Origin of the sequence: Enterobacter sp. KB-221C9 (assembly GCF_041320715.1) — a bacterium.
Classification (GTDB): Bacteria; Pseudomonadota; Gammaproteobacteria; order Enterobacterales; family Enterobacteriaceae; genus Enterobacter; species Enterobacter asburiae_D.
Genome location: NZ_JBGIWG010000002.1, coordinates 193,318 through 206,196, shown reverse-complemented (window position 1 = coordinate 206,196; position 12,879 = coordinate 193,318). Strand labels below are relative to the sequence as shown.

The window sequence follows — 12,879 nt, the reverse complement described above, 5'->3', positions numbered from 1 at the left end:
GAGTTTGCTTAATAGCATTCACGTTAATTATGGATAAATCATCTTAAAGGCATATAACGCCAGCAAGATTATCTTAATTAACGCCTGATTAATAATTTCAATTTAATATACTTACCTTTAAATCATTCACCAAACAAATGATCATTTCCGCTGATTTATTCAGTTTAGATTTTACTTAGTTCGTAACAATTATATTTTATTACTCTTACACAAGAGTGATTTAGCATGAGACAACTTTCTCATTCTGAAAGTTCAACAGGTAATTAAATAAAAACAACCGCAAAGGAATATCACAATGCAAAGAAAAGTACTGGCCCTGATGATTCCGGCTCTGTTAATGGCTGGTTCTGCACATGCAGCAGAAATTTATAATAAAGACGGTAACAAATTAGATCTGTACGGCAAAGTAGATGGTCTGCACTATTTCTCCGACGATAAAGGCGCTGACGGGGATCAAACCTATATGCGTCTGGGCTTCAAAGGCGAAACCCAGATCAACGACATGATGACCGGCTACGCGCAGTGGGAATACAACATTCAGGCCAATAACACCGAAGGGTCTGATAACCAGTCCTGGACGCGTCTGGCCTTCGCCGGTGTCAAAGTGGGCGACTACGGTTCTTTCGATTACGGTCGTAACTATGGCGTACTGTACGACGTGGAAGGCTGGACCGATATGCTGCCTGAATTCGGCGGCGACTCCTACACCAAAGCCGACAACTTCATGACCGGCCGTGCCAACGGCGTGGCAACCTACCGTAACACCGACTTCTATGGTCTGGTGCAGGGTCTGAACTTTGCGCTGCAGTATCAGGGCAAGAATGAGGGCAGCAACTGTGACGAGAATAGTTGTTCTCAGGAAGGAACGAACAACCGTTCTGATAACAACATTCGTAACCAAAACGGTGACGGTTTCGGTATCTCCACAACCTATGACTTTGGCATGGGGATTACTGCGGGTGCAGCCTACACTTCTTCTGACCGTACCAACGAGCAGGTGATGAATAGCACAGCGGGTGGTGACAAAGCGGATGCGTGGACTGCGGGTCTGAAGTATGACGCCAATAACATCTACCTGGCAGCAATGTATTCTGAAACCCGCAATATGACCCCGTATGGTGATAACACCGACGCCGTGGCGAACAAAACCCAGAACTTTGAAGTGACCGCGCAGTACCAGTTCGACTTCGGCCTGCGTCCATCCCTTTCCTACCTGCAGTCTAAAGGCAAGGACCTGGGCAACGGTCAGGGCGATCAGGATCTGGTTAAATATGCTGACGTAGGTGCGACCTACTACTTCAATAAAAACATGTCCACCTACGTTGATTACAAAATCAACCTGCTGGATGAAGATGACAGCTTCTACAAAAACAACGGCATCGGCACGGATGATGTCGTAGCGTTAGGTCTGGTTTACCAGTTCTGATTGTCAGAGCCCGCATCAAGATGCGGGCTCGCTTTTTTGAAGTTCGTCACAAAAGACAGTTTCAGAAAGGGGTTGGTTGAGGGTAAGTTGAAAGAAAGCTGGTTAAACTCAGGTGATAGCCCTTTCGTCACTAAGGATTACAGCGTTGTTTGGTCGTGTATCCCTTGCCGTACTTACCCTTTTAGCCATGCTGTGGATGGCGTTAATTTTTGATTTTGGTGATATTGTCGGGCATCTCGGCGCGCTGTTAAACCATCTGGATGGCAGTTAACAAGGTTTACGGGGAAATAAAAAGCCACCAGCAGTGCCGGTGGCGGATAAACGCATAGGTCGCGTTATTTTTTCACAGGTTGAGGCTTTTTATCACCTGATTCAGGGGCCTCACGCGGATCGTCTTTTTCAACACAGAGCATAGTTTCTCCTGTTTCAGATAACCACCCTCCACTATAGCCAGGATGATTGAAGAATGGCCAGGCGGCAATCATGCCTGCTCTTCTCCTTTTTCGCGAAAAGAGAGATAGCCAAATACCCCACTCTCCCCATCCGTGGGATGGTTGACACCGTCCATCACTGTTACCTGCGGGAAATCAAACGGAGAAACGCTTTCAAAACAGGCGACGTTCACGCCGTATTCATTTGGATTAGAACGCCGCTGATGGAACGTGTAAATTCCGCACACTGAGCAAAAGAAATGCCGTGCCGTTCCCGTATTAAAGCGGTACTCGGTGAGTTTATCCTCACCTTTGGTCACCGTAATCCCCGACAGCGGCGCAGAGACGACGACCGCGCCTCGCATACGACAAAAGGAACAGCTGCATCGCCGCGCGGTGTTCAGTCCATCGGTAAGCTCAACGGTGAATGCTACCGCGCCGCAATGGCACTTCGCATTACGTCTTTCAGCCATGGGCTATACCCCTTTTCTCACCAGCTCGGCGGCTTTCACGAAAACCTCGTCTTCTACACCATCGCCTTTTTGCCTGCCGAGCCTGACCAGCTCATCGACAATACTGTTGCGATGGATCGGTTTTTGCGCTGAAACCAGCCCAATAACGGCGGCCCCAATCGCCAGCCCCACTAATCCGGTTTGTTCATCTTTGTTTTTCATATTCATGCTCCTGGTACAACAAACAAGCGTAGCAGGAATACGGTAAAACGGAATGCCGGACACATGCCCTGTGAATTTCATTTAAACAGTTCAGACAGGTACGACTTCTATACTATTGCTTTAAAAATGATTGAGATACATCCAAAAAAACACCTGTCGTAACACAGGCATTCCATATTTAGAATCGCGGCGTCAAACCGTATTTTGGCGTTTTGATATTTGCCGCCCAAATTTTGATATCATTTTGCAGGAGAATAGTGAAATCAGATTTCAGATGCGTCACTATGCCATTGACGCTTTCCGCATCCACTACTGAAAAATGCTCAACTCTGTTTTGCCCTATCTGGACACAATTATATTTTGCGGGCAGCACTTTACCATTCACATTAAGCGATTGGTTGTTCTCACCACAGCGGCCCTCAGTAATATAGGAGACCAGCAGATTAGCGGATTTCCTTCCTGGCTGAGAAACACTCACCATAACCGGGAAACCTTCCGAGGTTTGAGTCATATCATAAAGGACCGCATTTTTGATATACCAGGTATTATATTCCCGCTCCTGAAAGGCAGACCAGGAAGGCGCAGAAAAGACCACTAGCACTGCCAGTATAATAGATTCTATTTTCATGGGATGTTGTCGTCCGTGTTGTTGCACGTATTATTCAGATTGTGCAAAAAACAGCAACCCCTTAAGAATAGTCCTACTACTATTGGCAGTGACGCAGGGTTAATATAAAGGCGAAGAAAAATAAAAATGATAAAGCGCCGCCATCATGGCGATGCTGGCGACGACGCTGATGAAAAAGTAGGTTTTGAAAGGCTGTTTTTGAGTTTTATGGCGAAAGAGTTGTTGTCCCACAATGGCGCCAGGCCAGCCTCCGGTCACGCCAAATACCAGTAACGTCGCTTCCGGGACCCTGCGCATACCTTTTCGCGCCGCCATTTTATCGGCACCATATATGACCATCGTCAGCACATTGACCAGCAGAAACCAGACGACCACAGGATTCGACGATAAAAGGCTGCCGAGCGCAGCGAATATCAGGAGTAAGTAACAAAAACGATTGAGGGTCATTGAATGCGTCACTGGGTTGTTGAGCGGTTTTGGGAGACGCATTATACCCTATCTTAGTCATGTGCTGGATAAACCTCATTCCACCCTCACTTTAACTTTAGGCTTTGACAAGAGGACTTTGACCAACTCCTTGTAAGGTAGAGGTTTGTAGAAGAAGAACCCCTGTAAAAAACGGATGTTATTGCGGATGAGGTAATCAAGTTGCTCTTGTGTTTCAACGCCTTCCGCCACAATACTAATTGAAAGTTTTTTTGCCAGTTCCAGTACCGAATCCAGGATCAGGGTTGAATCCTCATTGGCGTTAACCCTGGCAACAAAACTTTGGTCGATTTTAAGGTAATCAATATGCAGCTCTTGCAGGTAGGATAGACCTGAATATCCCGTGCCAAAATCATCCAGCGCAATGGCAAATCCGTTGTTATGCAGCTCATTCAGCGTCCTGACGAGATGTTCATCGATGTGGAGCGGTTCACGCTCGGTTACCTCAATGACAAGGTTTAGATCCTGTTGAATAAAACTGTGTTTGTAGTGGAGACACTCGTCCACAAAGGTGGACGCAACGATATGAGAAGCGCTGAAGTTAATCCCTACATGGAATCCTTCTGGCAGCAATGTAGAAATAGCGTTCATTTGTTTTGCAACCTGTTTCATTAGGCTCTGAGTCAGAGGAATAATTAAACCCGATTTTTCAGCGAGAGGAATGAAGGATGCGGGAGAAATAAACCCTGACTGCGGATGCTTCCATCTGGCCAGCACTTCCACACCCCGCAAGGTTCCCTCCCTGCCGCTAACCACGGGCTGGTAATATGGCGTAATTTCATTTCTGTAAATGGCCGTGCGCAGTGATTCTTCTGGTGAAACATCTTTTGACCGATATCGCTGAAGTATATAAGCAGAAAGAGACGATATTATCAGCAGGAATAACACCACACCGCCGGCTCGATTGAGCAATCTCTTAAGGCTGAAAAGGACTGGAGCGTTAAACTGTATCTCGAAAGGATAATTAGAGGCTTTTACCGTCAATACCTTATTCTTAGAATGGTCTGCCGTCGCCACATCGCCAGACAGGCCCAAAAGGGTATTGCCTACTCTGAGTGAATATTCAACACCATTTAATGGTATATCCAGCGCATCCCGGATATGGCTGTCGCTGATGCTAACGATGATTCGGCTTCCGGCGTGATTGGTCTGGTATAAGAGCACGGGCAGGCCGTTGACGGTACTTCCAGCAGGGACGAGTAGCAATGATGATTCTGGGAGCACGGCGCTGTTGACCAACAACACGCGATTTCCTGGTAATGAAGAGCACCAGACCGCATCATTTTTCAGAATAACGATCGTCCTCAGGTGAGGCTGTAATGCAGCCTCAGTGCCTAGTTGGTATTGTCCTTCCGCATCACACTCGTTCTCAGCAAGTTGCTTCGCCAGCTGAGTTGCATGACGGGCTTCTTTAAGAATGACATTCATGTTCCGCACAACATAGTGCGCCCCTGCAAGGCTGTCAGCCCGAGCAGAATACCAAACCTGTAAATTGATGATAAAAACGCCTAGCAAAAATATTGCCGTGGCTGCAGCTACGGGGATAGATGCATGGCGCATTTAGGGTTCTCGATTAGAATGAAGTGGCCGCATCAACGATGCTGAAGTGATTGAATTGTCATCGTCTTAATCATGGTAGATTACGTAATAATTACCATGTCAGGCGTCGAAAATTTTCGCTCAGACCCGAATATTGGGTCCGCGCCCATGGCGCAATAAACGACTTAATCGAGGGGAAACAAAAAGGCCACCGAATGGCAGCCCTGCTGATACGTTTTTATTAATAGCGCTTTGTAGCGTTGACTGGCGTTCTTTCTGACCAGTCAGGCCTCTCGCCAGCCATGATTGCACGCTGCTGTGATGGCGTCACAGACTGGGTTATTTCTGGCATAGCCTTGTATTCGGGTCGTTGAGGTGGACTGAGAACCAGATCAGAGCTACAACCTGACAGCAGGAGAATGGCCAGTAGAGATGAATTAAGCTTGAACACGTAAAACCCTTCCAATGGGATAAAATTTTTAAGAAAAAGCGTGGTGCTGGACACACATAGCCTAATCAAAATATATTCACAAGGTCAATGCGCGCAGATCTTTTTCCGGCCCCGGATTCGCAAAGAAGAACATAGCGCCGACGACTTTTTATCGAGAATTGAACCGGATTCAACGTGACTGGAAACGCATCCAGGCAGCCGCCCGGATGGCTAAAATAATGTTTGCTTATCAACTCAGTCCGTGCCTTAATGATTTAGTTAGTTCGATGCAATACCGAATACGCTATTTTACCAGGCAGTCCTCATAACCAGGCGCTATCGCTGATATCCCCTCCTTTTGAGTCCATACGTTTTGTCATTTCTTATCATTTAAAGAGTCTTTAAAAGGAGTATTTATGTCTTCAAGAATTCAAGGTCTGGTTAAGTGGTTTAATGAAGATAAAGGCTTTGGTTTTATCTCCCCACTTGATGGCAGTAAAGATGTTTCTGTTCATTTCTCTGCCCTGCAGGGAGAGAGTTTCAAGACACTATTTGAAGGTCAGAAAGTCGAATTTGCGATTCTAAGCGGTGATAAAGGCCCTGCTGCTGCAAACGTAATACTTTTAGATAGATAAAATTATCAATGGCCCGTGATTACCAAAAAACTTTCTTAAGTAAACGGGCCCTGGATAATATGACTGTTATTCATATCAACAGCCAGCATATTTTCTTTACGAGTGCGCTACCAAGGTGATGAAGTACAGAACTGCTGCATGAGTGGTCTAAAACTCAAAGCTAACTCATTTTGTCAACTACTTTGGTTTAGAATCGTTGAGTAGATTTAAACAAAGCGTGGCAGTACGGGCAGACAAGTTGAGCGCCTTTTTGCACGCGATTAAAACTATGCTCTGAATCTTTAGAGCAATTTGGGCATGAACATTTGACTAAATGATTTCGATGGGATTGTGTATTTTTACGTCCAGACATAGGCATCTCCTGATTTTACGGACTGCCACAATACACGTTAACGCTAAAAAATGCTTGCTTTAGTTTTCGAATGTTCCCAAAAAACACGGGGTGGTTTATGAAGAATGTCATCGTTTTTTTCAATGGAAAACCAGGTAAAGTTGTCGCGGTACAACAAAGCGTTACGTCCGTAAGGCAAGAGTATCCGGATGGAGAAGAAATATACCTTCAGATTATGTCTGCTGGTTTCCCGTCTTTAACCGGCGATCGCAGCTTTGTCTACGTTGCCTCAGATAGAGAACTCACCTCTCAGAAGATACTTGATGCCGCAAAAAACCATTTGTGATATGCGTTTCCGGCTAAATCTCAGCCACTTCACAAAAGGAAAGATAAAACCTCAGTAAAAATCGCCAGTATTTTTAGCGAACATCTTTAGGCTTTATCTTTTGAATTAAAATAATAAAAACGTCTTACTATTAAAGCCTGCTAAATGCAGGCGTTTTTTTAAAATCTGCAGTTATACCCCACCTCATCTTTATTTACATAAAACAAACTAAAAACCGACACTTCTTTTCATTAAAATTTTGCTCTTTGCAGGAACTAATGCAAAAGAAATGAGTCAAATAAAGACCATTACCAGGAAAAATTATTTCATGACATCTTATATTATTGTAACCACTGTTGCCGCAGTCATGGGGTTGATAACGTTGAGTCTAATCAAAGTTTGGATCAGCACGTCGAACAACCCTGACAATCTTTGACCTCATCGCAAGCCGCGCTTAAAGTGAGGCCACTTCCGCTTCTGGTAAATCGATGATAACCAGTGTGCCAAAACTGCCTGTTTCTACAGTATGGGGAGTGCCAGCTTTGGCTACGTAAAGCTGTCCAGGCGTTACAGAGATTTTTTTACCTTTTACGCTCAGCTCCAGACGTCCATCAATGACCAGTAACCCCTCGTCATACTCATGAACCTCTTCTATCACTGAGCGTTCATCCATTCGTAAAACTTTGAGATTCGCATTTCCAATGCGGCCTAATACTTGAGAGTGCCAGGTCTCCGGTAATGCAAGTGCTTCGGTTTTGAGGTCATAAAGCGACATAACGTCATTCCTTTTGATGTTCGTTTAACGCTCTTATGCCATATAAGTTCCCTGCCGTCATATAACAAATATGGGAAACCAGGACGAGTAAGATGCTATAGGAGGTCTTGAAACCACAGCGCAGGCTGACACGACAGTGTGGCCCCGGCATCTCGTAAAGCTATCGCTTGACTAACAACCCGCGCAGTAGTAACTCCAGCGCATCGATACCGCGTGTCAAACGCCCTCTGCTGTCCTCGCCGTCGGCGATCCAGAACGCCGCTTCGGCCAGGCTGCCGTAGATCAGCGACGCTAGCGCCTGCGAATCAGCTTCTTCCACTACGCCTTGCTTCATGAGCTTGTCGATCAGGCGCTGCATCGACTCAACACAATCGCGTTGCGATTCCGGTGAGGCACCACCCAGCACCGCCCTGGCATCGCGTAGCACGATGCGCTGTATTTCCGGCTCCAGCGCCATTTCCAGATAAGCCCGGCAGCGACTGCGAAAACCTTCCCAATCGTCCTCGGCAGCGTCAGAGATGGCTTGCAGGCGCTGATCCGTCTCGGTGTCGATCTGCTCCACCACGGCGGCCAGTAACCCCTTCTTGTCGCCGAAGTGGTGATAGAGCGCACCACGGGTCAGCTTCGCTTGCGCGGTGAGGTCATCCATCGAGGTGTCGGCGTAGCCATGCTCGGTAAATACCCGCCGGGCCGTCGCCAGCAGCGTGGCGCGGGTTTCTTCCATCTCGGCGCGGGTGCGACGAACCATGTTTTTTCTCCTTACATACGATACGCATCATTATTTACAAACAACACGTATGAATATATGATCCTATTCATACGCTTTGTATGTATTATCGCTACGCCAGCTTGCCAAGGCAAGCGAAGGCTTCAGGAGAATGAGATGGCCAACATCTATCGAGAACTATTCGCCATGCCTGGCACCAAGGGCTTTGCTTTGGCCGGTTTCCTGGCACGCATTCCGCTGCCGATGACGGGTATCGGCATCATCACCATGCTGACGCAACTGCGCGGCAGCTATGCACTGGCAGGGGCCGTCTCTGCCACCTTCGTGCTGACCTATGCGTTGTTATCGCCGCAGAGTTCCCGGCTTGTGGATCGGCTTGGGCAACGCCGCGTGTTGCCCACTGCCACGGCCATCAGCGTCATCGGTTTTTTGATTCTGGTTGCTGGTTCCTGGTGGCAGGCGGGCGATTGGACGCTGTTCATCGGTGCCTTCCTGGCTGGCTTCATGCCCAGCATGTCAGCGATGGTACGTGCACGCTGGACGGCGCTGTACCGGGGTCAGCTCCGCTTGCAAACCGCCTATTCGCTGGAAACGGTGCTTGATGAAGTCACCTTCATCTCAGGGCCACCATTGTCGGTGGGGCTGTCTGTTGCCGTGCTGCCGCAAGCGGGCCTGCTTGCGGCAGCACTGTTGCTGATCCTCGGTGTGTTCACTCTTGTAGTGCAGCGGGGTACTGAACCCGCCGTCGAAGCGCAAGACGCAGCGACGGATGGATCTGGTTCAGTGATTCAGTCGGCAAACGTGCGGCTGCTGGCGCTGCTGATGATGGCTATGGGCGTGATTGTCGGTACGGTGGATATCGTGAGCGTGGCCTTCGCTGAACAAGTGGGTAAACCGGCAGCCGCCAGCCTGGTCTTGTCAGCTTATGCCCTGGGTTCCTGCGTGTCCGGGCTGCTGTTCGGCGCACTCAAGCTGCATATGCCTTTGCATCGCCTGCTGTTGCCAGGTGGATTGGCAACGGCTGTCACCACGTTACCGCTACTGCTGGTCGGCAGCATCCCCGCGCTGGCCGCGGCGGTGCTGATAGCTGGTCTGTTCTTCGCGCCCACCATGATCGTGGCGATGTCATTGGTCGAGCGTCTGGTGCCAGGGCACCTGCTAACCGAAGGCATGACCTGGCTGCTGGCTGGGCTGAATGTCGGCGTGGCGCTGGGCGCGGCGGCATCCGGCCAGGTTATCGATAACGGTGGCGTACGGGTTGGATTCACCGTCGCGCTCTGCGCCGGTGCGGTGGTGTTGCTCGTGTCTCTATGGGGGCATCAGCGCCTGCGTGCGCAAGTCTCGTCTGTATCGGATGCCACCTGATGGTGGCGCACCCTATTTAAGCATTTAGCTAAATTTCTTAGAGTCGTTTTTTTAAGAATAATCAATAAACATATGAGGCCCGCGGCAGCCCCACTTATGATTGCTACTTGTAAAACTGGAGAAATTTCGCTTACAGCAGGCCATATCGTTTATGCTTTGAGCATATAGATACATGATTGAACTGTCTGACCGGTAGATGTGGTTACCTCTACCGGAACCCGTTCATACTCAGCACCTTCGAACTCATCGAGTATGTGCCAGTAATTATGTAAATTCTCTGACGTGAAAAGAAAACCTTGTACACGATTACCTGAGTCATCCAGTACAATTCCCGGATACCCCATCTCTGCACCCCAGCCTTTCTCTAATAGAGAACCACCAACGTGGCCTTCCTGCCATGTTCCCCCAATATTTTCAAGAATATGAGCATTAGGTCGACCCGGACCGAGTGTCCCGTAAACAAACAAACTTTCCATTACTCCTCCGCGTATCGCTATGAAATGATAACGTTCTTTGTATTAATTTTGATTTTCGGACTCTGGCCTGACAAATCATTTGTTCTCACAACACGCGTGAATTATTATCACGCGTATGATATTCGATCGCCTCCCCCCACTGCAGACTCTGCGCGCTTTTGAAGCCACCGCCCGCCTCTCGAGCATGACACTGGCGGCAGCGGAGTTGCACGTTACGCATGGCGCGATAAGCCGACAAATCCGGAAGCTCGAAGAGCATCTGGGGTTAAAGCTATTTTTCAGGCTGACACGACAGATAATACTGACGGAGGAAGGGGCCGAATTTCACCATGTGGTTACCCGACTTTTGAGTGATTTAATGACGGAGTCCGAGCGTCTGCGTGGAAGAAACCTGATAAAGAGTTTGCGTATAAGTACAACGGTTTCATTTGCCAGTAAGTGGTTAGCGCCGCGTCTAAGCCGGTTCAGGCAGAGATATCCTGAATTTGATATTGAGCTGGATGTTACTGACGTTAATGTAGATCTTAATGATGGTCAGGTAGATGCAGCAATTCGTTACGGGCTCGGCAATTATCGAGATGTTTCGTCTGAACGTATGTTCGATGAAACAGTCACCCCTGTCTGTAGCCCAGATTTTCTTGATAAACATAATGGTCTGACAGAGGTTAAGGAACTTTTAAACTGCGTTCTTCTTCATGAGTACAGAATGCTGGCGAACTGGAAGGCATGGTTTGAGTTGGCCGGAGAAAAAAATTTTAGCTGTCAGCAGGGGCCATTATGGACTCTTGGCAGCATGGCGACTGAGGCTGCTATACGTGGCGAAGGTGTTGCTCTGGGACGCAGTGTTCTGATTGCAGATGATGTAGCTGCTGGAAGGCTTGTTGTTCCATTTCCACAGTACAAACTTAAGGCTGAGCGGGGTTACGATTTAGTCTACCGGTCAGATAATCAGGATTCATTAAAAATAGGCATTCTAAGACAATGGATCTCTGAAGAAATGAGTTTGCTGAAAGATTGAATGGTGCTCTAAGAAAAGTCCGCTCCTGGCACAAAGCGGACCAGGACATCACGAAAATTTATCGAACTCTAAGCAGATCTGAATATCTCGTCGTATTTTGCCACTGTTGCTGAATGCCCTATCCGGTAAAGTTCTGCTACGGGAGGATGAATCTGCCCGCAGCAGAAATGGATTGTTTTAACCTTCCCTGTTCACGCACAGAGCAAACGGCCCGGGAGGTTTTTTCCCGTTTTCAACCTGTCTAAAACCCAAGCATTTCATCACGCCCTGCTTTTGACTGAAGATTATTTTGCACCTGGTGAGCGAGTTGAGAGCATCAGAAACATGCGAATCGCTCAGCCTTCCATGGGCAAACAGAAAGCCTACTAAGCTTTATCGAGTATCGGCTCCAGATTTAACGCAGCTGTAAAACGTGCTGGTATTCGCCGCCGGAATCCGTACCATACGCGGCATACTTTTGCCTGCTGGCTGTTATCTGCCGGCGCTAACCCGTCTTTCATAGCCAGCCAGATGGGGCATGAAAACGCGCAAATGGTCTATGAAGTCTACGGTGCGTGGATTGAAGAAATGAATGGCGAACAGGTGCTGATGCTTAACGATAAGCTGGCACGCTGAAAAATTTTTGCCCCTATCGGCTCCGAAGGTAGTAATAAATGCAAGAAAATCAATCAAATATAAAGAAAGAGCAATACAACCTGAATAAACTGCAAAAGCGACTGCGCCGTAACGTGGGCGAAGCCATTGCAGACTTCAACATGATTGAAGAAGGCGATCGCATCATGGTTTGCCTGTCAGGGGGTAAAGACAGCTATACCATGCTGGAGATCCTGCGTAATCTTCAGCAAAGTGCACCGGTGAAATTTTCCCTGGTGGCGGTCAACCTTGACCAGAAACAGCCGGGTTTCCCTGAGCACATTCTGCCGGAATACCTCGAGAAGCTGGGCGTTGAGTACAAAATCGTCGAAGAAAATACCTACGGCATTGTGAAAGAGAAAATCCCGGAAGGGAAAACCACCTGCTCACTCTGCTCTCGTCTGCGCCGCGGCATTCTGTATCGTACCGCGACGGAGCTGGGCGCGACCAAAATTGCGCTGGGCCATCACCGCGACGATATCCTGCAAACGCTGTTCCTCAACATGTTCTACGGCGGCAAGATGAAAGGTATGCCGCCTAAACTGATGAGTGATGACGGTAAACACATTGTGATCCGCCCGCTTGCCTACTGTCGTGAAAAAGACATTGAGCGTTTTTCTCAGGCTAAAGGGTTCCCGATCATTCCATGTAACCTTTGCGGCTCTCAGCCGAACCTGCAGCGTCAGGTGATTGGCGACATGCTGCGCGACTGGGATAAGCGTTATCCGGGTCGTATCGAAACCATGTTCAGCGCGATGCAGAACGTCGTCCCTTCCCATCTCGCGGATGTTGAACTGTTCGACTTTAAAGGCATCAATCATGACTCAGACGTGGTGAATGGCGGCGACCTGGCGTTTGATCGGGAAGATATTCCCATGCAGCCAGCCGGCTGGCAGCCGGAAGAAGATGATAGTCAGTTTGAAGAGTTGCGTCTGAACGTGCTTGAAGTGAAGTAAGCGATTAGCGTCTCAGAAACATCT

General features: G+C 48.2%; 18 protein-coding genes and 1 pseudogene. 9 read left to right on the top strand and 10 right to left on the bottom strand.

Annotated features, from left to right (window positions below; all coding sequences use genetic code 11):
• Window positions 1-295 precede the first annotated feature (295 nt).
• Both ompC and AB8846_RS03095 read left to right on the top strand, forming a co-directional pair.
• On the top strand, window positions 296-1,426 hold the full coding sequence (ompC, locus tag AB8846_RS03100) for a porin OmpC (RefSeq protein WP_370731990.1): 1,131 nt from the start codon (window positions 296-298) through the stop codon (window positions 1,424-1,426).
• Between the two features lie 145 nt (window positions 1,427-1,571).
• Window positions 1,572-1,697 carry a hypothetical protein gene (locus tag AB8846_RS03095; protein WP_265327649.1) on the top strand — a complete coding sequence of 42 codons (126 nt, stop codon included), beginning with the start codon at window positions 1,572-1,574 and terminating at the stop codon, window positions 1,695-1,697.
• A 64-nt stretch (window positions 1,698-1,761) separates the two neighbouring features.
• Here AB8846_RS03095 and AB8846_RS03090 read toward each other — a convergent pair whose 3' ends face one another.
• The 6 genes from AB8846_RS03090 to AB8846_RS03065 all read right to left on the bottom strand — a co-directional run bounded on the left by AB8846_RS03090 (window position 1,762) and on the right by AB8846_RS03065 (window position 5,205).
• Entirely contained in the window at window positions 1,762-1,839 is a 78-nt protein-coding gene (locus tag AB8846_RS03090) for a hypothetical protein (RefSeq protein WP_223239581.1), read from the bottom strand.
• A 68-nt stretch (window positions 1,840-1,907) separates the two neighbouring features.
• Entirely contained in the window at window positions 1,908-2,330 is a 423-nt protein-coding gene (locus AB8846_RS03085; protein WP_370731989.1) for a GFA family protein, read from the bottom strand.
• 3 nt (window positions 2,331-2,333) lie between these two features.
• Window positions 2,334-2,531, bottom strand: coding sequence for a hypothetical protein (locus AB8846_RS03080; protein WP_023312007.1), 198 nt, complete (start codon window positions 2,529-2,531; stop codon window positions 2,334-2,336).
• 178 nt (window positions 2,532-2,709) lie between these two features.
• Window positions 2,710-3,159: a hypothetical protein gene (locus AB8846_RS03075; RefSeq protein WP_370731988.1), complete on the bottom strand. Its 450-nt coding sequence runs from the start codon at window positions 3,157-3,159 to the stop codon at window positions 2,710-2,712.
• Between the two features lie 99 nt (window positions 3,160-3,258).
• Window positions 3,259-3,606, bottom strand: coding sequence for a DUF1294 domain-containing protein (locus tag AB8846_RS03070; RefSeq protein ID WP_370731987.1), 348 nt, complete (start codon window positions 3,604-3,606; stop codon window positions 3,259-3,261).
• A gap of 75 nt (window positions 3,607-3,681) precedes the next feature.
• Window positions 3,682-5,205, bottom strand: a complete 1,524-nt coding sequence (locus tag AB8846_RS03065) for an EAL domain-containing protein (RefSeq protein WP_370731986.1) — start codon at window positions 5,203-5,205, stop codon at window positions 3,682-3,684.
• A gap of 825 nt (window positions 5,206-6,030) precedes the next feature.
• Between AB8846_RS03065 and AB8846_RS03060 the strand changes: the two genes are divergently transcribed.
• The gene (locus tag AB8846_RS03060; protein WP_023335894.1) at window positions 6,031-6,249 is read left to right on the top strand and encodes a cold shock domain-containing protein; all 219 of its coding nucleotides are present in this window, start codon (window positions 6,031-6,033) and stop codon (window positions 6,247-6,249) included.
• Window positions 6,250-6,436: 187 nt separating this feature from the next.
• On the opposite strand, the gene AB8846_RS03055 is transcribed toward AB8846_RS03060, so the two are convergent.
• The gene (locus tag AB8846_RS03055) at window positions 6,437-6,601 is read right to left on the bottom strand and encodes a YnfU family zinc-binding protein (protein WP_213327664.1); all 165 of its coding nucleotides are present in this window, start codon (window positions 6,599-6,601) and stop codon (window positions 6,437-6,439) included.
• 97 nt (window positions 6,602-6,698) lie between these two features.
• Here AB8846_RS03055 and AB8846_RS03050 point away from each other — a divergent pair, with 97 nt between their 5' ends.
• Window positions 6,699-6,926, top strand: coding sequence for a hypothetical protein (locus AB8846_RS03050; protein ID WP_370731985.1), 228 nt, complete (start codon window positions 6,699-6,701; stop codon window positions 6,924-6,926).
• Between the two features lie 268 nt (window positions 6,927-7,194).
• Window positions 7,195-7,341, top strand: coding sequence for a YnaM/YnfT family protein (locus AB8846_RS03045; RefSeq protein ID WP_370731984.1), 147 nt, complete (start codon window positions 7,195-7,197; stop codon window positions 7,339-7,341).
• An 18-nt stretch (window positions 7,342-7,359) separates the two neighbouring features.
• Here the strand turns inward: AB8846_RS03045 and AB8846_RS03040 are convergent, their stop codons facing one another.
• A complete protein-coding gene (locus AB8846_RS03040; RefSeq protein WP_331412167.1) occupies window positions 7,360-7,680 on the bottom strand; it encodes a cupin domain-containing protein in 321 nt (106 codons plus the stop codon).
• Between the two features lie 160 nt (window positions 7,681-7,840).
• Window positions 7,841-8,428: a TetR/AcrR family transcriptional regulator gene (locus AB8846_RS03035; protein ID WP_370731983.1), complete on the bottom strand. Its 588-nt coding sequence runs from the start codon at window positions 8,426-8,428 to the stop codon at window positions 7,841-7,843.
• Window positions 8,429-8,563: 135 nt separating this feature from the next.
• Here AB8846_RS03035 and AB8846_RS03030 point away from each other — a divergent pair, with 135 nt between their 5' ends.
• Window positions 8,564-9,772 carry an MFS transporter gene (locus tag AB8846_RS03030; protein ID WP_063142630.1) on the top strand — a complete coding sequence of 403 codons (1,209 nt, stop codon included), beginning with the start codon at window positions 8,564-8,566 and terminating at the stop codon, window positions 9,770-9,772.
• A 149-nt stretch (window positions 9,773-9,921) separates the two neighbouring features.
• Here AB8846_RS03030 and AB8846_RS03025 read toward each other — a convergent pair whose 3' ends face one another.
• Window positions 9,922-10,248 (bottom strand): gamma-glutamylcyclotransferase family protein, encoded by a 327-nt coding sequence (locus AB8846_RS03025; protein ID WP_331412164.1) that lies wholly within the window; start codon window positions 10,246-10,248, stop codon window positions 9,922-9,924.
• A gap of 115 nt (window positions 10,249-10,363) precedes the next feature.
• On the opposite strand from AB8846_RS03025, the gene gcvA reads away from it, so the two are divergent.
• The 3 genes and pseudogenes from gcvA to ttcA all read left to right on the top strand — a co-directional run bounded on the left by gcvA (window position 10,364) and on the right by ttcA (window position 12,855).
• Window positions 10,364-11,266 (top strand): transcriptional regulator GcvA, encoded by a 903-nt coding sequence (gcvA, locus tag AB8846_RS03020; RefSeq protein ID WP_370731982.1) that lies wholly within the window; start codon window positions 10,364-10,366, stop codon window positions 11,264-11,266.
• A 348-nt stretch (window positions 11,267-11,614) separates the two neighbouring features.
• A pseudogene (locus AB8846_RS03015) lies at window positions 11,615-11,881 on the top strand (tyrosine-type recombinase/integrase); the annotation flags it as partial.
• Window positions 11,882-11,919: 38 nt separating this feature from the next.
• Window positions 11,920-12,855, top strand: a complete 936-nt coding sequence (ttcA, locus tag AB8846_RS03010; RefSeq protein WP_370731981.1) for a tRNA 2-thiocytidine(32) synthetase TtcA — start codon at window positions 11,920-11,922, stop codon at window positions 12,853-12,855.
• Window positions 12,856-12,879: the final 24 nt, after the last annotated feature.